The organism is Brachybacterium muris, assembly GCF_016907455.1.
Classification (GTDB): domain Bacteria; phylum Actinomycetota; class Actinomycetes; order Actinomycetales; family Dermabacteraceae; genus Brachybacterium; species Brachybacterium muris.
Map to the genome: position 1 here is coordinate 2,553,428 of NZ_JAFBCB010000001.1, position 19,587 is coordinate 2,573,014.

Consider the following 19,587-nt stretch of genomic DNA (forward strand, 5'->3'; position numbering starts at 1 on the left):
GGTGACCGCGACATTCCTCACCGTCGGAGAAGCCCTCACCGATATCGTCGTCGATGCCGATGGCAATCGAGCAGAGCACCCGGGCGGATCCCCCATGAACGTGGCCGTGGCGCTGGGGCGCCTGGGCCACACCTCCCACCTGCTCACTCGCATCGGTGACGACCAGCGCGGACAAGCCATCCGCGCGCACGTCACGGACTCCCACGTGCAGCTCACCCCCGGCAGCATCACGGGCGCCCCCACCTCCACCGCCGAGGCGCAGCTGGATGCGAGCGGGGCCGCCACCTACACCTTCGACCTCACCTGGGACCCGGCCGCGACCGGCCTGCCCGAGCAGGTCCATGCCGTGCACACCTCCTCCATCGCCGCTGTGCTGGACCCCGGCGCGGCCACCGTCGCCCAGGTGCTGGACCGCTACCGGGACCACGCCACGATCAGCTACGACCCCAACGCCCGCCCCACCCTGATGGGTGATGCCGCCGCGGCCCGCGAGCGCATCGAGGCGATCATCGTCCGGGCCGATGTGGTCAAGACCTCCGACGAGGACGTGGCCTGGCTGTACGACACCGACGACGTCGAGGACGTGGTCTCCTCGTGGCGGGCCCTGGGCCCCGGGATCACCGTGCTCACCCGCGGCGGTGACGGCGCGGTGGGCTTCACCGACTCCGGCCGGGTGCAGGTCGCACCGGTGCAGGTGGAGGTGGCCGACACCGTGGGCGCCGGGGACACGTTCAGCGCCGGCATCCTCGACGCCCTCGCCGACAAGCGCCTGCTGGGTGCCGGCAACCGTGAGGCCCTGGCCGCCCTGCCCTCCGACGACGTCGCCGCCGTGCTGCGCCGCGCCGCCCGGCTGGCGGCCGTCACCGTCTCGCGCTCCGGGGCGAACCCGCCGTGGAGCCACGAACTGGGCTGACCCGCCGCCCCTTGGACACCCCGGGGCCGGCCGCACGACCAGTCCTCTGCACCCCGTCCTGCCCTGCCCCGCCCATCTTCTGCATCCCGTCCCGTCATCGCCGACCACTCACCGAGGGAGAGACCTTTGACCGAGAACGCTGCCGGCAAGAGCACCGCCGAGAACTCCGCCGCCCAGGGCACTGCCGCTGAGAGCACGTCCACGCCGGGCGAGTACCGCATCGAGCGCGACACCATGGGCGAGGTGCGGGTGCCCGCGTCGGCCCTGTACCGCGCCCAGACCCAGCGCGCTGTGGAGAACTTCCCGATCTCCGGGCAGGGCTTGGAGCCCGCGCACATCCATGCCCTCGCGCAGGTGAAGAAGGCCGCCGCCCGCGCCAACAAGGACCTCGGGGTGCTGGACGCCGCGATCGCCGATGCGATCGTCACCGCGGCCGATACCGTGATCGCCGGTGAGCATGATGACCAGTTCCCGGTGGACACCTACCAGACCGGCTCCGGCACCAGCTCGAACATGAACATGAACGAGGTGCTCGCGACCCTCGCCACCCGCGCGGGTGAGAACGAGGTGCATCCCAACGACCACGTCAACGCCTCCCAGTCCTCCAACGACGTGTTCCCCACCTCCGTGCACGTGGCCGTGACCGCCGCCGTCGCCGAGAAGCTGCTGCCGGCACTGGACCACCTCGCCCAGGCATTGGAGACCAAGGCCGAGGCGTGGAAGCACGTGGTCAAGGCCGGCCGCACCCACCTGATGGACGCCACGCCCGTCACGCTGGGCCAGGAGTTCGGCGGGTACGCGGCGCAGGTGCGCTACGGCATCGAGCGCGTGGAGGCGGCCCTGCCCCGTACCGCCGAGGTGCCCCAGGGCGGCACCGCCGTGGGCACCGGCATCAACACCCCTGCTGGGTTCCCGCAGAAGGTGATCGCCAACCTCGCCGAGCAGACCGGCCTGCCGCTGACCGAGGCCCGCAACCACTTCGAGGCGCAGTCCGCCCGCGACGGCCTGGTGGAGATGTCCGGTGCGCTGCGCACCATCGCCGTGTCGATCACGAAGATCGCCAATGACCTGCGCTGGATGGGCTCCGGCCCCAACACCGGTCTGGGTGAGATCGCGATCCCCGACCTGCAGCCCGGCTCCTCGATCATGCCCGGCAAGGTGAACCCGGTGATCCCCGAGGCCGTGCTGATGGTGTGCGCCAAGGTGATCGGCAACGACGCGGCGGTCGCCTGGGGCGGGGCCCAGGGCTCCTTCGAGCTGAACGTGCAGATCCCGCTGATGGGCACCAGCCTGCTGGAGTCGATCCGTCTGCTGGCCAACGCCTCCCGCGTGCTGGCCGACAAGACCGTTGACGGCCTGGTCGCCAACGAGGAGAAGGCACGCTTCTACGCTGAGGCCTCCCCCTCGATCGTCACCCCGCTGAACAAGCTGATCGGCTACGAGAACGCCGCGAAGATCGCCAAGCACGCCGTGGCCGAGCAGATCTCCGTGCGCGAGGCCACCATCGCACTGGGCTTCGTGGAGCGCGGAGACCTCACCGCGGAGCAGCTGGATGCGGCCCTGGATGTGCTGTCCATGACCGAGCCCAAGGCCTGATCGATGCCCGGGAGATCACCGCGTCCTGCTGCTGAACGGCGTCCCGGGCAGTGAACGACGGTCCCTCGCTGGCGACGGCCCCGTCGGTGCGTCCACTCCCTCTTCCCCCACCATTGGCGGTGCTGCGCGGGGTGTTCACCGTGGCGGGCTGGATGATCGCGACCCTTCCCCTGCTTTTCCTCGGACTGCTCGCCGAGCTCGCGCTCGAAAGCGGTCTGTCGCTCCTGGGCGTCCCGCCCTTCTCCGAATCCCAGACCGGGGACGGCGTGCTGTCTGCCGTCATGGGGTCGGGGGCGCTGGTCTCCGGGGCAGCACTGACCGTGGTCGTGGGTGTGTGGATCCTGCTGGCGACGATCGAACTGCGCATCGCGGAGGCGGTCGCGTCCAGGGAGCGACTCTCGGCACAGGACGCACGCCGGCTCTCCAGCACGGCTGGACAGCGGATCACGGTCTTGGTGGAACTCCTGGCCGGAGCACTCGTGCTGATCGGCGGGATCGTCGCTGTCATCGGTCTCATCTCAGGGAATCCCGAGCTCGGCGGCCGAGCCGGGGCCCTGCTCGCGCTCGTGCCCGGCGGGATCGCGGTCGGCGTCGTGCTGCTGCTCCTGCCGACGGTGGCCGCACCGGGCTCCGCCCGGCTGGACTCCCTGCGGGCACGCTGGCCGGAGGTCGCCTCGGAGCCGATGGACCTCGCTCGGCTGGCCGCGATCGAGCGGGAGCGCCGGGACAGCCCCGCCGACGACACGACGGAGACCGCCCGGTCCACGGGACACGACCACCGGCGGGCTGACGGCCAAGCCGGGCGACCGCTCCTCGTTCGCGCACTCTCCGCGCCGTCACTGCTCATCGCGGGTTTCGTCGGCCTCATCCTGTGCGACGCCCTCGGTCTCGAGGACGCGTGGTTGGCCGCACCCTTCCTGCTCCTGGCCCTCGGTGCAGCGGCTCTGCTTCTCCGGGCCGTCCGGAGGTCAGTGCGCGAGGGACGACGCTGGACGGACGCGACGGCCCCGGGGAGCGAGGCAGCAGCGCCCGTTCTGCAGTATGCGAGTCGCCATCCTGCGGGACTCGGCGCGAAGCTCCTCGCAGTCTCCTCGGGGCTGCTCCTCTCGGGGACCCTTGCCATCACACGAGTTCCGACACTCCCGCAGTCGACTGCCGCGGATCTCGCGATCGCGCTCGGGACTGCCGGTGGTGCGGCGCTGCTGCTGGCGATCTGCCTCAGCACGCACGAACACCTGTCGACCCGCGACTGGCGTGCTCGATTCCTCGCCGCCCGCCCGGATCTCGACCCGGAGTGGACCATCGACCTGCACCATGACGGGTTGGAGGAGATCCACCGCTGGCTGAACGGCTAGCTTCGCGTCCACGGGGGCGCTCGGACAGCCAGCGCAGCGGTCAGTCCCCGCCATCGCCTCCGTCGCCGTCGCCACCATCGCCTCCGCCGCCGTCCGGGTCGTCTACCCCGCCATGGGTCGTGGTGCCGCCCGACCAGCCCGCCGTTCCGGCGTCCCCCGCCCCTGAGCTGCTGCCGCCGTAGCCGCCCGCCGAGGCGAGCAGGCGCCGTGCCACGTCGGCCGGCAGCGCGAGCGGCGGCAGCAGCGCCTTGCGTCCGGTCCCGGGCTCGTGCCGCGCCACATGCACGGTGAGCAGTCCCTCGCCGTCCTCCCAGCCGCCCGGCGCATCGGGGAACAGCTGCGGCGCATAGATGACCGCGCGAGCGCGCATCTCGCCGCGGCGCAGGCGGCCGGTGGCCCGGCGGGCCCCGTACTGCTCCTCCGGGTAGAGCAGGGGCGGCTGGGGGTCAGGGTCGGCGGCGGGCCCGGCGGGGGATGTCGGCCGGCGGGATCCGCGGCGCGGGCCCGAGGAGCTCGGCCCCTTCCCCGGTGCCGCGCAGGAGCCGCCGGGCCATGAGCATCCCGACCCCCAGGGCGAGGACCACCCCCACCGCCATCGCGGGTGCGGGCAGGTCGGGGATGCGCAGCACCAGGAGGAGGACGACACCCACGAAGCCCCCGCCGAGCACGGCGGTGATCACGGTGCCGGCGCGCAGCACGCGGCGGTGCGGGAAGCCGGGCTCGAGCGCCCACGGGTCCCAGCCGAACATCCGACGCCGCCGGCCTCCGGAGGGCTCGCGGCGGTGCAGCGGAGGTGCGCTCTGCTCGCGTGCGGTCACGAGGCCCACGACACGGGGCGAGGTGACGCCGACCCCGCGAAATCGGACCCTTGACCATCGGACCCTTGACCTGGAGTGCACTCCATGGTTTTGGCTGTGACGCATGTGGATCCTGCTGCTCGCGCCCTTCGCGCTCCTCGCCCTGTCCCAGCTGCTCGCCCTCGTCGCCGTCGGCCAGGCCGCGCCCGACACCGGTCTCGGTGCCGCCGCACTGTCGGTGCCCACCGTCGCCTACGTCGCCGCGGCGCTGCTCAGCGTCGCCGTGGTCGTCATCGCCGCGATCCCCGCCCGCGTCTCCGAGCCGGGTCCGCGCGGGGCGCTGATCGCCCTGGCGGTGCTGGCCGGGGCGCTGATCTGCGCCGCTCCCCTGCTGTGGGGTCGGACCATCGGCGAGTTCCACCTCAGCCACCATCTGGTGCGCGCGGCCGCCGTGGCCGTGTGCCTCGTGCTGTACTCCTGGTATGTCGCTGCCCATCGGTGAGGTCGCCCGCCGCAGCGGGCTCAGCCCGGAAGTGCGGGCCCGGGTGGAGGCGGCGCGGGCCGCCCTGGACGAGCTGGACGCGGCCCTGGACGAAAAGGAGCGGGCGCTTGCCGAGGCCCGCGCACAGCTGCGCTCGTGGCGGGAGGAGCTGGACTCCGGGGAGCCCTGGCCGGACACGCCGATCGGCTGAGCCGGGCGGCCCGGAGTTCGATGCCGGGGATCAGTCGCGGCCGGCCGCTCGTCGACGCTCCCCATCAGCACCGGCTCGCCGCGCCGGCTCCCCGACGCTCAATCGTCGTCGGCTGCTGCCCCGTCCAGTTCGTGCCATCGCCCGAGCGGCGTCGTCCTGGCTGAATATTCGCCTCGCTGGGGTCCGCTGATCGAGGGTTCGGGTGCCACGTCGCTGCCGTAGCGGTGGCGTCGTTCGGGACCACCAGTGGTGTCGTTGGGGCCGCTCTGTCTACGCTCCTTCCGCCGTGTGTATAGGGCACGCGGCGGAAGGAGCAATCTGGAATGGTACGGAAGATCAGGGCGAAGCTGGTGCTCCAGCTGCGCGCAGAAGGTCTGTCGGGGCGAGCGATTTCGTCCTCGCAGGGCATGTCCCGCAAGTCCGTGAGGGCGGTGTTCGAGGCCGCTGACGCTGCAGGGATCGGGTGGGGCGATATCGCGGACGTCGCCGATGAGCAGGTGTATGCCCGGTTGTTCCCGGGCCGGGGCGAGCACGAGAGCGTGTTCGCACAGCCGGACTGGGAACAGGTCCATCGAGAGATGGCCAGGGTCGGCGTGACGCTGAAGCTGTTGCACGGCGAGTACTTCGACGCGACCACGGCGGCTGGGGATCCGGCGATGGGGTATGACCGGTTTTGCCGCACCTACCAGCACCACGTCATGGTCACCGGTGCCGCTTCGAGAGTCGGTCACAAGGCCGGCCAGAGCGTGGAGGTCGACTGGTCCGGCCCCACGATGGAGCTGGCCGATCCGGTCACCGGCGAGGTCTCGAAGGTGTTCTTGTTCGTTGCCTGCCTGCCTTTTTCTCGTTACGCGTTCTGCTTCCCGGCGCTGGATATGCGCCAGGAGTCCTGGCTGCGAGCGCACGTAGCGATGTTCGAGGCGCTGGGCGGGACGGTCCCGAGGATCGTTCCGGACAACCTCAAGACCGGTGTGGTGAAGCACCCCCGCGAGGGCGAGATCGTCCTGAACGATGCGTATCGCGAGATGGCAGCGCATTACTCGGCGGCGGTGCTCCCGGGGAGGGTGCGGAAACCGAAAGACAAGGCGAGCGTGGAGAACACCGTCGCGCACGTCGCGACCTGGGTCATCGCCGGGCTGCGGGATCAGCGATTCACGTCCCTGCCCGAACTTGCAGCCGCCATCGGGCAGCGGATGGAGGCCTATAACGCGGAGCCGTTCCAGAAGCGGCCCGGATCCCGCGCCAGCGTGTTCGACGCGGAGGAGCGGCCGCTGCTGACGCCGCTGCCGGCGGTGCCCTACGAGATCTCGACATGGCACTACGGACGACGAGTGGGCAGGAACGGGCACGTCACGTTCGCGCGGAACTTCTACTCCGCGCCGTTCGCGCACATCGGCGCGAAGGTCGATCTGCGCATCACGGCCCGGACGCTGGAGATCTATCAGGGCAGCCAGCGACTGACCAGTCACCTGCTGCTCCCGGAGACCGCGAGCAATGAGTACCGCACCAACGACGCGGACCTACCTGCGGGCGAGCGTTTCCAGGCCTGGGACGCGCAGAGGGTGCGGGCGTGGGCAGATCGGGTCGGGCCGGCCACGGTGATCGTGATCCAGCGGATCTTCGAGTCCGTGCCGATCGTGGAACAGGGCCTGGATCCCGCGTTGGCGGTGCTACGGCTCTCTCGCCGCTTCTCCGTAGATCGGGTCGAGGCGGCCTGCGCACTCGCGCTGACGGGACGGGTCCGTTCACCGCGCTATGCGCATCTGCACCCGATCTTGGCCACCGGGCAGGACAAGGTCGCCGCCCTGCGTCCACCCCGCGAGGAACCCGCGGAAGACGGCGGATACGTCCGTGGCGCCGACTACTACGCCGGAGGTGTCCGGTGAGCGTGATCGATAACGACACGAAGCGGAAGCTGCGCGAGATGGGCGCGACCGCGCTGCTGGACGCGATCGATGCCCAGGATGAGGCTCACGTGCTGGGGATGTCGTTCCAGGAACGGCTCCAGCTGATCGTGGACGAGGCGCATTCCATCTTCAATCATGGAAAGGTCGAGGGTCTGATCCGCCGGGCGGGGCTGCGTTATCCCGGAGCGGACCTGCGGCGGCTGGATCTGGTCGAGGAACGGGGACTGAACCGGAACGTGATCGCGCAACTGGCAACCTGCTCCTTCATCCAGCGGCAACAGAACGTGGTCTTCCAGGGCTTCACCGGCTCAGGGAAGTCCTACCTCGGCTGCGCGCTGGCGAAGCAGGCCTGCCAGCACCGGCTCCGAGCCCACTACATCCGAATGCCCGACCTCGAAGAGGCCTGGGCCCTGGCAAAGGACAAGCCGCAGGGCCAGACGAAGTTCCTGCGGAAGTACTCCACGTTCTCGCTGCTGGTGATCGACGAGTGGCTGCTGGACCATCCTGACGAGGGAATGCGTTCGATGCTGCTGGAACTGCTCGAGCGCCGCTATGACACCGGCTCGACCGTGTTCTGCACCCAGTACCCGAAGAAGGACTGGCACGCCCGGCTCGGTGGAGCAGTCCACGCCGATGCGATCATGGACCGCATCGTGCACAACACAATCTGGATCGACACCGGCGACAGGAACATGCGAGAACACACCGCACTGCCCCAGTGACCCGATGCCGGCGGGAGCCAGTGGTCCCCACCGCGGCGGCTACTGGCCCCCGTCGGCACGATCGGCGGTCCCCAAGAGCAAGATTCGGTGGCTCCCACGACTACGAATACTCATCCTGGCCCGCGCGACAAGCTCCGCCGGGACCGCGCCACGCTGTTCGAGGGCATCGAGCACCGCAGCGCAGGTGCTCTCGAGCGCGTGGCGCTCCGCCTCGGGCAGCCGACGCAGCGTGCGGCGCAGCTCCCCGGCCGCGCCCCGCACGTCGGCGGCTCCTGCATGCCGCCTCGCCGCTGCGGTGTCCTCCCACAGGAGGGTGCCCACCTCGTCGATCGCGGCGCGCACCCCCTCCGCATTGGTCCGCTCGGACCTCGCGGCCCAGAGGTTCAGGGCCGCGAGCCCCATCGCGAGAGCGAACGGGATCAGCCCCAGCGCGGCGACCACTGGGGACGCCATCACGGCCGCCGGGACCGCGAACCACGGCAGCACCAGCAGCATCACCAGCGTGAGCAGCGACGACACCAGGCGTGTCCCGGCTGACCTCAGGGGATTGCGCACCCATCGCAGGAGCAGCCCGAGGTGGAGCAGGCTCACCAGTGCATAGCTCGCACCGAGGAGGATGAGGAACCCCGGCGCCGCCTCCGCGCCCGCGTAAGGGGCGAAGCGGCCAATCGGCGAGGACTGAAGCGGGATCGCGAGGACTAGCAGGAGGAGCACGATCGGCACCCATCGGGGCGATCCCCCGCGGCGCCTCCACCGCTCCGGGTCCGCTGTCCTGCCCTCATGCTCGGCACGCAGCTTCTCTCCGCCGAAGCGCACCGCCCGCACCAGCGAGCGGTCCTGGAGCACGATCCGCGCCTCCGCCTCCCCGAGCCGGAGGGGACCGTCGGCCGTCAGCGCCCAGGTGACCGGGGCACGATGCGAGGGCGGCTGCGCACGAGCGGCGTCCGCGGCGCGCTCGGGATCGGTCATCCCCCGAGTCTCCCAGAGGGGCGGCCGGGCTCACCTCACGGGATCGGCTCGTCCAGGACGTGGGTGACCAGCTCCGCGACCTTAGACCGCTCGGAGCGCTGCAGGGTGATGTGGGCGAAGAGGTCCTTCTCCTTCAGCGCCTCGACCACGCTGGCGATGCCGTCGTACCGGCCGATCCGCAGGTTGTCGCGCTGGGCGATGTCGTGGGTGAGGACCACGCGGGAGTTTTGACCGATGCGGGAGAGCATGGTCAGCAGTACGTTGCGCTCCAGGGACTGCGCCTCGTCCACGATCACGAAGGCGTCGTGCAGGGATCGGCCGCGGATGTGGGTCAGCGGCAGCACCTCGAGCATCCCGCGGGAGAGCACCTCGTCGATCACGTTCTGGGACACCATCGAGCCCAGGGTGTCGAACACTGCCTGTCCCCACGGTCCCATCTTCTCGCTCTGGTCCCCGGGTAGGTAGCCCAGTTCCTGGCCACCGACGGCGAACAGGGGGCGGAACACCATGATCTTGCGCTGGGTGCGGCGCTCCAGCACGGCCTCCAGCCCGGTGCACAGGGCCAGGGCACTCTTGCCGGTGCCGGCGCGACCGCCCAGGGACACGATGCCGATGGACTCGTCCAGCAGCAGATCGATCGCGATGCGCTGCTCGGCGGAGCGACCGGCCACCCCGAACACCGTCTGGTCACCGGGGACCAGTCGCACCTGCTTGTCCTTGGTGACCCGTCCCAGCGCGGAGCCGCGGGGGCTGGTGATGGTGAGCCCGGTGTGCACGGGCTGGTGGGCCACCTCGGGGATCTCCACCAGCTCGCCGTCGTACAGGTCGCTCATGGTCTGCTCGTCCACGGTGGTGGTGACCATGCCGGTGTAGCCGCGGTCGCGGGCGAGCTCGGCCCGGTACTCCTCGGCGTGGACGCCGGAGGCCGAGGCCTTGATGCGCATGGGCAGGTCCTTGGACACCAGCACCACGTGCTTGCCCTCTAGCTGCAGGTTCTTGGCGACCGCGAGGATGCGGGTGTCGTTGTCGCCCAGTCGGAAGCCGTCGGGCAGGGCGGCGGTGGACTGGTGGTTCAGCTCCACGTGCACCCGACCGCCGTCCTGGCCGATGGGCAGGGGCATGGAGAGGTTGCCGTGGAGGTCGCGCAGGTCGTCCAGGATGCGCAGGGCCTGCCGGGCGAAGTAGCCCAGGTCGGGGTGGTGGCGCTTGGCCTCCAGCTCGGTGATCACCACGATCGGCAGCACGATGTCGTGCTCGGCGAAGCGGGTGAGGGAGTGCGGATCGGCCAGCAGCACGGAGGTGTCCAGCACGTAGGTGATCACGCCGGTCTCGACGTCCGGCAGCATCTCCTGAGCGGCCCCGGGCACCAGCGACGGCACGACCGGCGTGCCCCCTCCTGCTCCGGTGACGGCAGCTCCGGGACTGCTGGCCCCGGCAGTGCTGGGCCCTGCGATGTCGCCGTCGGCGGGCATCGTCTCTCGGGCTGTGGTGGTCTCGTCCATGGGAGCCTCCCCGGGGTTCACGCGGTTGCCTGGACCATAACCCTCGTGGCACCCGCACTCGGGCGCGTCCCGCCATGGACGGGTGGGACGTTCACCCGATCGTCACCGGGCGTTCGGCAGAACCCCGGTACCCACATCGTGCCATCGCAACCGCTTCGGACACGGGAGATACGCGAAACCTTCCGGGCCCCGCGGCCCAGCTGCCGAAGCGGCATGCGCTCCCTGCGCACAGGGGGCAGTTCAGCTGCCGAAGCGGCGCTCGCGCCGGCAGAAGTCGCGCAGCGCTCGCAGCAGGTCCACTCTGCGGAAACCGGGCCAGTAGGTCTCGCAGAACCAGTACTCGGAGTGCACCGACTGCCACAGCAGGAATCCGGAGAGGCGCTGTTCACCGGAGGTGCGGATGATCAGGTCCGGGTCGGGCTGCCCACGGGTGTAGAGGTGCTCGGTGATGGAGTCGATGCTGATGCCGGCGGCGATCTGCTCGGGATCCAGACCGCGTGCCCCCAGGTCCAGCACCAGTTCGCGCACGGCATCCACGATCTCCTCGCGGCCGCCGTAGCCGATGGCGACGTTCACGGTGAGACGGGAGTCGGGCTCGGCATCCTCCTGGATGCGGCCGATGGCTCCACGCACCTCCTCCGGGAGGATCTCTGCACTTCCGGTGAGGCGCACGCAGTAGCCGGCGTCGATGATCTGCTCGACGGTGTCCTTGATGATCCCGTACAGGGCGTCGAGCTCCTCCGGGGGGCGGGACAGGTTGTCGGTGGAGAGCATCCACACGGTGACCAGGGGGATGTGGAGGTCCTCGCACCAGGTCAGGAACTCGACGATCTTGGCGGCGCCCACGCGATGTCCCTCGGCGGTGGTGGCACCGGAGGCCTTGGCCCAGCGGCGGTTGCCGTCCACGATCACCCCGAGGTGCTGGGGCAGCTCGTAGCTCTCCAGCTCCCGGGTGAGGCGGCGCTCGTACACGCGGTACAGCAGGGAGTCGTCATCGACCATGGCGTCTCCCCCTTTCCTCCCGCCGGGTGCACGGCGGAGCTTCGATCATCGTGCGGTCGGGCCTCGGCCCACACGTGGCCAACCGGCCCAGCAGCCGGCCCCGATCGCTGTTCGTGTCCATTATCGGCCGTCGCAGTGCCCGAACACGCCCCGAACAGCGATCCTCACCGGATCCGCACAGCTCGTGGCCGCCATGAGAGAACCCCAGCGACTGCCCGACGGCTGAACGAGGGCCGGCGGGCTGAACGCCGAAGTGACGTAACAACGGTTACGGAACCGTAGGTTACGCTTTACCCATGACCACTGGCGAGCGTCGATCCGACGCAACTGCACCTGCTCCGAACGGCCGTTCCACCTCCACTGCACACAGTGGTCACCGGGCTGCGAACGACGGACGACACGAGCAGCCCATTCGCGGGGGCCTCGCCGTTGATGACGCCGCCTTCAGCGAGACCGTCGATGCGGTGGCGGAGTCCGGCGGCACCGAGCTCGCCGCCGAGCAGATCCCCACCGCGGAGCACTACCCGTTCGCGCCGCGCACGCTCACCCGCGCGATGGCACGCCGCGCCGCGCAGCTGGGCCTGCAGCTGCCGAAGCCGCGGCTGCGCGGCATGATCCACCTGGCCACCTTTCCCGTGGTGCTGATCACCGGCCTGCTGCTGGTGGCCTTCGGCGAGACCCTCGCGATCCGCCTGGCGTGCACGGTGTTCGTGGCCACCGCATCCCTGCTGTTCGGCATCAGCGCCCTCTACCACCGCGGCACCTGGTCACCGCAGCACGCGATCATCCTGCGCCGCTTCGACCACGCCAACATCTTCCTGATCATCGCCGGCACCTACACGCCGCTCGCCATCTCCCTGCTTCAGCCGCGCGACGCGGCCACCCTGCTGGCGATCTGCTGGGGCGGCGCCGCCGTGGGCGTGCTGTTCCGACTGTTCTGGACCGGCGCCCCCCGCTGGCTGTACGTCCCGGCGTACATCGCGCTGGGCTGGGTGGCCATCTTCTACATGCCGCAGATGCTGGCCGGCGGTGGCTGGGCAGTCGTATCGCTGCTCGTGGCAGGCGGCCTCGCCTATACCGCGGGAGCGATGGTCTATGCCGTGAAACGACCCGACCCGTCACCGGCGTGGTTCGGCTACCACGAGATCTTCCACGTGGGCACGGTGGCCGGTTTCGCCTGCCACTTCGCGGCCGTCGCGCTCTCGATCAGCTGAGGTAGACGGTCGAGTCGGTGAGCAGGCCGGCGCGATCGCGCTCAGCCTGACAGGGCCGACCCGTGCCTGCGCTCAGCGGTGCGCGGACGGCGGGCCCGGCTCGTCGCTCGGGGGCTCGACGCGTGGGGTCTCGCTGTCCGCGGGGACCTGGTCAACCGCGCGAGGGTCCTGGGGGTCCTGCCCTTCGTACCGCTCCTTGACACGTGCGGCCGCCTGGACGCGGCGCACGCGACGGGCCATGTCCACCAGCAGCAGCACCAGCAGTGCGGCGAGGATGAAGGTGAAGAAGAACCCTTCCAGCCCCGGTGAGACGCTGACCGGCGTGAACTCCTGACCGTCCGAGGGGCTCGGCGCCGCGTGCAGTACCTCCGCCAGCGCACGTTCGGCGGGTACCAGTGCGGGATTCATCGTCCCTCCCCGTCGGACGACGACTCATGGCCCTCACTGCGCACCAGGTCCAGCCAGCCGCCCTCCTCTGGCTGCGCCCTCTCAGGCTCCTCGTGGCGGATCCCGGCGAACAGGTCCGTCTCCGGCAGCTCCACACCGATGCGGGAGATGCGCAGTTCGTAGTCGTCGGTGCCCCAGGCGTGGGTGTCGACGTCGTGCGCGATGCGGAAGAACGGTCCCTCCGGATCGACCTGGGTGGCATGGGCGCGCAGGGCATCGTCCCTGACCTGCAGGTAGTCGCGCACGTCCACGCGGGTGGTGAGCAGGCGGTCGGTGCGCTCGTCGAAGTGCAGCAGCATGTCCTCCAGCTCCTCGTTGGGCTGGCCCTCCTCGCGGAGGTAGCGAGCGATCGCCGCGAAGCGCTGCCGGTGGAATGCGTTGATGTAGTAGAGCTTGGCGATCGCCCACGGCTCCCCCAGCTCCGGGGCGAACTCCGGATCCGCGGCGAGGTCGAAGGCGGCCATGGAGATGCGGTGCACCTGGATGTGGTCGGGGTGCGGGTACCCCCCGTTCTCGTCGTACGTGGTCATCACGTGGGGGCGCAGTCGCCGCACGGCCTCGACCAGAGGACGCGCGGCCTCCTGGACCGGGATGGTCGCGAAGGAGCCCTCGGGCAGCGGCGGCAGCGGGTCGCCGCTGGGAAGGCCGGAGTCCTCGAAGCCGAGCCATTCGTGCTGCACGCCGAGGATCTCCTGGGCGCGGGCCATCTCCTCACGCCGCACGGCCGGGAGGTCCGCTTCGATCTCCGCGTTGCCGCGCAGCTTGGGGTTCAGGATGTCGCCGCGTTCACCGCCGGTGCAGGTGATCACGGTGACCTCGACGCCTTCGCGGGCGTAGCGGGCGGTGCTCCCGGCGCCCTTGGACGACTCGTCGTCGGGGTGCGCATGGACGGCCACCATGCGCAGGGGCTCACCGGGGGCAGGCAGGACGACGTTCACGGATCTCCTCGACCGATCGGGACACGAACAGCTGTGGCGCGGTGGTGCAGCAGTGCTGTGCGGGTGGGACCGCACCGGGCGCTGCCGCCCGCACCACCGGGTGAGCCTACGCCACCTGTATGAAGAAGATCCTTGAGGCCGGGGTCGCCGTTCACACGGGGTCACCGGGCCCGGGACCGCCCCCAGGCCCGTCTGGGACACTGGCCCCATGAGTGCAGCACCGCATCGCCCGGCCGAGCGCTACGGCGGGCCGATCGTCTCCCGTCGCACCGGCCGCATCCTGGTGGTGCTGGTTGCCATCGTCTTCCTGGCCACCGTGGTGCTGATCGGCATCCGCTTCGCCGATCAGCCCGTCAAGGCCGAGATGCTCAGCTACGAGCACGTGGCCGAGGACAGGATCGCGGTGAGCTTCACCGTGACCATGAGCCCCGGCACAGAGGCGGAATGCGCCGTCCAGGCGATGAACGAAGGCCGTGCCCAGGTCGGGTTCGTCGAGGTGGAGGTGCCTGCACAGGATCAGCGCCGTAGCGCCCACCGCGTGGAGATCGCCACCCAGGGTGATGCCGTCTCGGCGGAGGTGCTGGGCTGCGAGCCCCGCTGAGCTTGGGACGCGGTTGAGCTTGGGACGCGGTTGAGCTTCGGGCCCCGCTGAGCCTCGGGCGCGGCTGAGCTTCGGGCGCGGTTGAGCCACCGCCCCTTTCCGGCGCCGGGTCCCGAGGGCATCCCCACTGACCGCCCGCGTCTGGCGAGTCCCGCGTTGACCAGCAGGTTCGCGGTCTCCGCCAGTACTCGTCCAGGGATATGCCCGTGCGCGTGTAAACTGTCCTGATACCGGCTTCGTGCCGGTTATTCATTTCCCGCACACGGGGCGCATGCGCACATGTGCCCCGTATTTGCGTAGGTGGGGCCCTCTGCTCCGCTGCGCACCAGAACTTCGACAGGAGTGAACCCATGAGCAGCCAGCCGAATGGCGCCTGGCTCACCCAGGACGCGTACGACCGCCTGGCCAAGGAGCTCGAGGAGCTCGAGGGCCCGGGTCGCGCCGAGGTTGCGGAGCGCATCGCTGCGGCCCGCGACGAGGGCGACCTCAAGGAGAACGGCGGCTATCACGCCGCCCGTGAGGAGCAGGGCATGATGGAGGCGCGCATCGCCGACCTCCAGCGCCTGCTGAAGAACGCCGTGGTGGGCGAGGCCCCCAAGGATGACGGCGTGGTCGAGCCGGGCATGGTCGTGACCATCTCCCTGGCCGGCAAGGAGCGCACCTTCCTGCTGGGCAACCGTGAGATCGCCGACGGCGACGACCTCGAGGTCTACTCGACCGAGTCCCCGCTGGGCGCTGCCATCCATGGCAGCTCCGTCGGTCAGACCATCGACTACACCGCGCCGAACGGCAAGTCGTTCCCGGTGGAGATCCTGAAGGCGAAGCCGTACAAGAGCTGACCGCCCGGCCATGTGGCCACTGCGCTGAGAAGAGGGCCCCTTCCCGGTATCGACCGGGAAGGGGCCCTCTTCTTGGCTTCGGCAGCAGATCAGCAGCCCTGCCGTGCCGGGTCTTCTCAGGCCACGGTGCGGCGGCGGAGCTGCCGGAAGTGGGCTTCGGCCCCAGCATCGAGCCCCAGTTCGGGGCTGGGATCACGCCCCACCACGTACAGCATCGTGGCGTTGACGAAGGCGATCAGCGGGATCGCGAACAGCGCCCCGGGGATGCCGGCAAGCATCGCACCGGCGGTGACGCCCAGGAACACGGCCAGCGGATGCATCTCCACGGCCTTGCCCATCAGGAACGGCTGCAGCACGTTGCCCTCGATCTGCTGGACGGCCAGAACGATGCCCAGCATGATCAGCGCCGATACCCAGTTGTTCAGCACCAGCACCAGCAGTACGGCGATCGCGCCGGAGGCGAAGGCACCGACCAGGGGGATGAAGCTGAACAGGAACACCAGCAGCCAGATCGGCACCGCGTAGGAGCCGAGGCCCAGCACCACCATGCCGAGCGCGATGCCCACGGCGTCCACGGCGGCCACCAGGATCTGGGTGCGCACATACGCCGATAGGGCCTTCCAGCCGCGGCGGAACGCCTCATGGGTGGGGATGCGAGCGTCCGGGGGCAGCAACCCCACCACCCAGCGCCAGATCGCGGTGCCGCTGGAGAGCAGGAAGAACAGGGTGAACAGGCAGATCACGATGCCGGTCGCCACGTTGCCCAGCACCGCGGCGGTGCTCAGAGCACTGCTGACGAGCTGGGAGGCGTTCTGCTGAAGCTGGGTGATTCCCTCGTTGATCGCCGAGTTGATCATCGGGTCATCGATCTGGAAGGTGGTCTGTGCCCAGTCGAGGATCGCCTGGAAGCCGTCGACGGCCTTTGCCTGGATGTCGGCGAACTGGGCGATCAGCTGCCGACCGGCCAGGGTGAACATCCCGGAGATGACCAGCAGCAGACCGATCAGCGCGATGCCGCTGGATGCTGCACGACCCAGGAAGGTGTACCTGGTGAGGACCTGCACCACGGGCTGAAGCATCACGGCCAGCAGGATCGCGATCAGCACCGGGATCACGATGGTGGTGATCTTCAGCAGACCCCACAGCACCAGGGCGATGGCCGCGACGACGATGATCAGTCGCCATGACCAGGCGGCCGCCCGGCGCACGCCGATCGGGATCTCGTCGACCTCCTGCGGCACAGCGGGGGGACGCGGCGCGGGGCGCAGCTTGGACATGGGGATCTCCTTCCGATGGGTCTGGTCGACCCGGTGCCCACTCTAGTGCGGGCCGCGCCCCCACCCCATGCCCCGTGGACGGCACCGACCCTCGATCACGTCACGTTCGACGAAGGTCGCCCCCGACTCCGCCGCTCGGCCGACATTTCACGCGGACCCTCCACGATAGCTTTGCCACATGCACACGCCTCATGCATCCGAGACCACCACTCCCCCACCTGGCCCTGCACCGGAACCGGCCGCGCAGCCCGCACAGGGCTCAACGGCCACACCGGGCACGGATGCGGCAGCGCCCCTGTCCGCGGATCAGGCCGTCGCCACCGATGCCTCCGTGTCGATCCGCGGGCTGCGCAAGTCCTTCAGCGGCACCGAGGTGGTGCACGGGATCTCACTGGACGTGCCCCGCGGATCGTTCTACGGGATCGTCGGCCCTAACGGCGCCGGCAAGACCACCACACTCTCGATGGCCACCGGCCTGCTGCGACCCGACGCCGGCACCGCGCACATCAACGGGATCGACATGTGGGCCACCCCGGAGAAGGCGAAGGCCGGGCTCGGCGTGCTGGCCGACGGGCTTCGCACCTTCGACCGGCTCACCGGCCGCGAGCTGCTCACCTATGTGGGCCTGATCCGCGGCATGGACCCGGACACGGTCACCGAGCGCACCAACTCCCTGCTGGCGGCCTTCGACCTGGCCGGTGAGGAGGGCAAGCTGGTGGTGGACTACTCCGCCGGCATGACCAAGAAGATCCTTCTGGCCAGCGCCCTGATCCATGCCCCGCGGACCCTGGTGCTGGACGAGCCACTGGAGGCGGTGGACCCGGTCTCCGCCCAGGTGATCCGGTCGATCCTGACCGACTACGTGCGCAGCGGCGGCACCGTGGTGCTCTCCAGCCACGTCATGGAGCTGGTGGAGGGCCTGTGCAGTCACGTCGCGATCATCGCCAAGGGTGAGCTGCTGGCCGCCGGCACCCTGGACGAGGTGCGCCAGGGCGGCAGCCTGGTGCAGACCTTCATCGACATGGTGGGCGGCGGCGCCGTGGAGGAGGGGAGCCTGGCATGGCTGAAGTCCTGAGCACAGCTGACCGACCTGCTGACGGAGCGGCCGGTGGCGGCGCACCTGTCGACGCCACGGCCGCAGGCACCGTCGAGCACGGCTCGCTCCCCCAGAAGCAGCTGATCCCGCTGCTGATGAAGCTGAAGTGGGCGCTGTGGAAGCGGTCCTACCGCAAGAACGTCGGCAAGATCATCGGCACCGTCATCGGCGTGCTGTACGCCGGGGGTGGCCTGGTGGGCCTGGTGTTCGCCTTCATCGGACTCACCATGGCCAGTGGCGAGGGAGCCATGTTCCCCGCCGTGATTCGTGGACTGGGTGCGGTGACCGTGCTGGCCTGGCTGCTGATCCCGATATTCGCCTTCGGGCTCGACGACACCTTGGACCCGCGCCGCTTCGCCCTGTTCCCGCGCTCGGCCAAGGAGCTGCAACCGGGCATGTTCGCGGCCGCGGCCCTCAGCCTGCCCACCCTGCTGACCGCGGTGGCCGTGGCGATCGCGACCGTGTTCGAGGTGATCTGGCTGCTGGCATTCGGAGCGGGCACCCTGTGGGTGGTCCTCGCGCTGATCGCTCTGATCCCTGCGAACCTGGCCGGGATCGCACTGTGCCTGCTGCTGCCGCGTGCCTGGTTCGCCCATTCCGCTTCCCGCAGTTCCTCCCGCAGTGGGAGGGAGCTCGGAGGCATCTTCGGCATGCTGCTGTTCCTCGGCGTGATCTACGGGTTCTCGGTCTCGGTCCAGGGCCTCACCGACCTCGACTTCGACCTGGTGCGCAAGTGGTCCCTGCTCGCCGTATCTGTGCTGGCCTGGACCCCCTTCGGGGCCCTGTTCGCGATCCCCATGGACCTGGCGGAGGGCCAGGTGCTGGTAGCCCTCGTCCGGGCCCTCATCGGCGCGGTCACCATCGTCGCGGTGTGGCTGTGGTGGCGGCGGTCCCTGGATCTCGCCCTCACCTCGGCGCTCACCGGTGACGCCTCCTCCGGGACCGCCAAGGTCACCTCCCTGGTGCCCCGCTGGGTGAAGCCTTCGCCCTTCGGTGCGGCACTGGGCCGCTCCCTGCGGTACTGGAGGCGCGATACCCGCTACCTCGCGGCGGTCGCGATCTACCCTCTGGTGTACGTGTTCCTGATCGCGATGGGCCTGGTGCTGCCGGAATCCCGCCCGATGATGCTGGTGATGGCGGTGTTCATGGCCGGGATGACCGGGATCTCCCTGTCCAACGAGATCGGCTTCGACGGTCCGGCCGGCTGGGTGAACATCACCGCCGGGATGGACGCCCGGGCGAACCTGCTGGGCAGAGTGGCCGCGATCGCCCTGATCATGACCCCAGCGGCACTGCTGGCGATGGTCGCGATCCCACTGCTGTACGGCGTCCCGCACCTGATCCCGCTGCTCGTGCTGGGCACCGCAGGGCTCATGCTCACCGGTTGGGGGGTCTCCCTGATCGTGGGCGTGCTGCTGCCGTACCCCACCTCCGCCCCGGGCACCAACCCGATGAAGGACAAGTCCACCTCCAGCGCGAACGCGTTCCTGGCCATGGGCGCCGCATCCCTGGGCGTGTTCGTGCCGCAGCTGCCGGCGATCGGCCTGGCCGCCTGGGGTGTGCTGAGCGGTTCCCTGATGATCCAGATCATCGCCGGAGTGGTCGCCCTGGCCATCGGTGTGCTGATGCTCTGGCTGGGTGTGCGCATCGGTTCGCGTCGCCTGAGCACTCACTCCCCGGAGCTGTTCCAGAAGGTCCGCGACCACGTCTGAGCAGGTGC

The 19,587-nt window shown here is 69.9% G+C and carries 20 protein-coding genes; 12 read left to right on the forward strand and 8 right to left on the reverse strand.

From position 1 onward, the window contains the following. Position 1: 1 nt before the first annotated feature. From JOD52_RS11895 to JOD52_RS11905, 3 genes are all read left to right on the forward strand, one after another. Positions 2–913, forward strand: coding sequence for a PfkB family carbohydrate kinase (locus tag JOD52_RS11895; RefSeq protein ID WP_204410171.1), 912 nt, complete (start codon positions 2–4; stop codon positions 911–913). Between the two features lie 219 nt (positions 914–1,132). Next, positions 1,133–2,509 (forward strand): class II fumarate hydratase, encoded by a 1,377-nt coding sequence (locus JOD52_RS11900; protein ID WP_259849886.1) that lies wholly within the window; start codon positions 1,133–1,135, stop codon positions 2,507–2,509. Between the two features lie 131 nt (positions 2,510–2,640). After that, on the forward strand, positions 2,641–3,864 hold the full coding sequence (locus tag JOD52_RS11905; protein WP_204410174.1) for a hypothetical protein: 1,224 nt from the start codon (positions 2,641–2,643) through the stop codon (positions 3,862–3,864). 40 nt (positions 3,865–3,904) lie between these two features. Here the strand turns inward: JOD52_RS11905 and JOD52_RS11910 are convergent, their stop codons facing one another. Both JOD52_RS11910 and JOD52_RS11915 read right to left on the reverse strand, forming a co-directional pair. After that, on the reverse strand, positions 3,905–4,234 hold the full coding sequence (locus JOD52_RS11910; protein ID WP_031307409.1) for a hypothetical protein: 330 nt from the start codon (positions 4,232–4,234) through the stop codon (positions 3,905–3,907). 76 nt (positions 4,235–4,310) lie between these two features. Then, entirely contained in the window at positions 4,311–4,682 is a 372-nt protein-coding gene (locus tag JOD52_RS11915; protein ID WP_204410176.1) for a hypothetical protein, read from the reverse strand. A gap of 103 nt (positions 4,683–4,785) precedes the next feature. On the opposite strand from JOD52_RS11915, the gene JOD52_RS11920 reads away from it, so the two are divergent. The 4 genes from JOD52_RS11920 (at position 4,786) to JOD52_RS11935 (ending at position 7,982) form a co-directional block, all read left to right on the forward strand. After that, positions 4,786–5,163, forward strand: a complete 378-nt coding sequence (locus tag JOD52_RS11920; protein ID WP_204410178.1) for a hypothetical protein — start codon at positions 4,786–4,788, stop codon at positions 5,161–5,163. Beyond that, positions 5,144–5,353, forward strand: coding sequence for a hypothetical protein (locus JOD52_RS11925; protein WP_017824585.1), 210 nt, complete (start codon positions 5,144–5,146; stop codon positions 5,351–5,353). The genes JOD52_RS11920 and JOD52_RS11925 overlap by 20 nt, the downstream gene beginning before the upstream one ends. A 323-nt stretch (positions 5,354–5,676) precedes the next feature. After that, entirely contained in the window at positions 5,677–7,239 is a 1,563-nt protein-coding gene (gene istA, locus JOD52_RS11930) for an IS21 family transposase (protein WP_204408388.1), read from the forward strand. After that, entirely contained in the window at positions 7,236–7,982 is a 747-nt protein-coding gene (locus JOD52_RS11935) for an ATP-binding protein (protein ID WP_338124028.1), read from the forward strand. The genes istA and JOD52_RS11935 overlap by 4 nt, the downstream gene beginning before the upstream one ends. 39 nt (positions 7,983–8,021) lie before the next feature. On the opposite strand, the gene JOD52_RS11940 is transcribed toward JOD52_RS11935, so the two are convergent. The 3 genes from JOD52_RS11940 to JOD52_RS11950 all read right to left on the reverse strand — a co-directional run bounded on the left by JOD52_RS11940 (position 8,022) and on the right by JOD52_RS11950 (position 11,455). Continuing rightward, complete coding sequence (locus tag JOD52_RS11940) at positions 8,022–8,951, reverse strand: hypothetical protein (RefSeq protein WP_204410180.1); 930 nt, start codon at positions 8,949–8,951, stop codon at positions 8,022–8,024. Between the two features lie 35 nt (positions 8,952–8,986). Further along, positions 8,987–10,453 (reverse strand): PhoH family protein, encoded by a 1,467-nt coding sequence (locus tag JOD52_RS11945; protein ID WP_204410182.1) that lies wholly within the window; start codon positions 10,451–10,453, stop codon positions 8,987–8,989. A 240-nt stretch (positions 10,454–10,693) separates the two neighbouring features. Continuing rightward, positions 10,694–11,455, reverse strand: coding sequence for an isoprenyl transferase (locus JOD52_RS11950; RefSeq protein ID WP_204410184.1), 762 nt, complete (start codon positions 11,453–11,455; stop codon positions 10,694–10,696). A 464-nt stretch (positions 11,456–11,919) separates the two neighbouring features. On the opposite strand from JOD52_RS11950, the gene trhA reads away from it, so the two are divergent. Next, a complete protein-coding gene (gene trhA, locus JOD52_RS11955) occupies positions 11,920–12,669 on the forward strand; it encodes a PAQR family membrane homeostasis protein TrhA (RefSeq protein ID WP_338124093.1) in 750 nt (249 codons plus the stop codon). A gap of 72 nt (positions 12,670–12,741) precedes the next feature. Here trhA and JOD52_RS11960 read toward each other — a convergent pair whose 3' ends face one another. Beyond that, positions 12,742–13,077: a hypothetical protein gene (locus JOD52_RS11960; RefSeq protein ID WP_017824580.1), complete on the reverse strand. Its 336-nt coding sequence runs from the start codon at positions 13,075–13,077 to the stop codon at positions 12,742–12,744. Continuing rightward, on the reverse strand, positions 13,074–14,054 hold the full coding sequence (gene mca, locus JOD52_RS11965; protein WP_017824579.1) for a mycothiol conjugate amidase Mca: 981 nt from the start codon (positions 14,052–14,054) through the stop codon (positions 13,074–13,076). The genes JOD52_RS11960 and mca overlap by 4 nt, the downstream gene beginning before the upstream one ends. Positions 14,055–14,262: 208 nt before the next feature. Here mca and JOD52_RS11970 point away from each other — a divergent pair, with 208 nt between their 5' ends. After that, positions 14,263–14,655 (forward strand): DUF4307 domain-containing protein, encoded by a 393-nt coding sequence (locus tag JOD52_RS11970; RefSeq protein WP_204410188.1) that lies wholly within the window; start codon positions 14,263–14,265, stop codon positions 14,653–14,655. A 350-nt stretch (positions 14,656–15,005) separates the two neighbouring features. After that, positions 15,006–15,494 (forward strand): transcription elongation factor GreA, encoded by a 489-nt coding sequence (gene greA / locus JOD52_RS11975; RefSeq protein WP_017824577.1) that lies wholly within the window; start codon positions 15,006–15,008, stop codon positions 15,492–15,494. A gap of 116 nt (positions 15,495–15,610) precedes the next feature. On the opposite strand, the gene JOD52_RS11980 is transcribed toward greA, so the two are convergent. Continuing rightward, positions 15,611–16,771, reverse strand: coding sequence for an AI-2E family transporter (locus JOD52_RS11980; protein ID WP_204410189.1), 1,161 nt, complete (start codon positions 16,769–16,771; stop codon positions 15,611–15,613). 178 nt (positions 16,772–16,949) lie between these two features. On the opposite strand from JOD52_RS11980, the gene JOD52_RS11985 reads away from it, so the two are divergent. Beyond that, a complete protein-coding gene (locus tag JOD52_RS11985; protein ID WP_083871829.1) occupies positions 16,950–17,846 on the forward strand; it encodes an ABC transporter ATP-binding protein in 897 nt (298 codons plus the stop codon). Beyond that, entirely contained in the window at positions 17,831–19,579 is a 1,749-nt protein-coding gene (locus JOD52_RS11990) for a hypothetical protein (RefSeq protein WP_204410191.1), read from the forward strand. Before JOD52_RS11985 ends, JOD52_RS11990 begins: the two co-directional genes overlap by 16 nt. Positions 19,580–19,587: the final 8 nt, after the last annotated feature.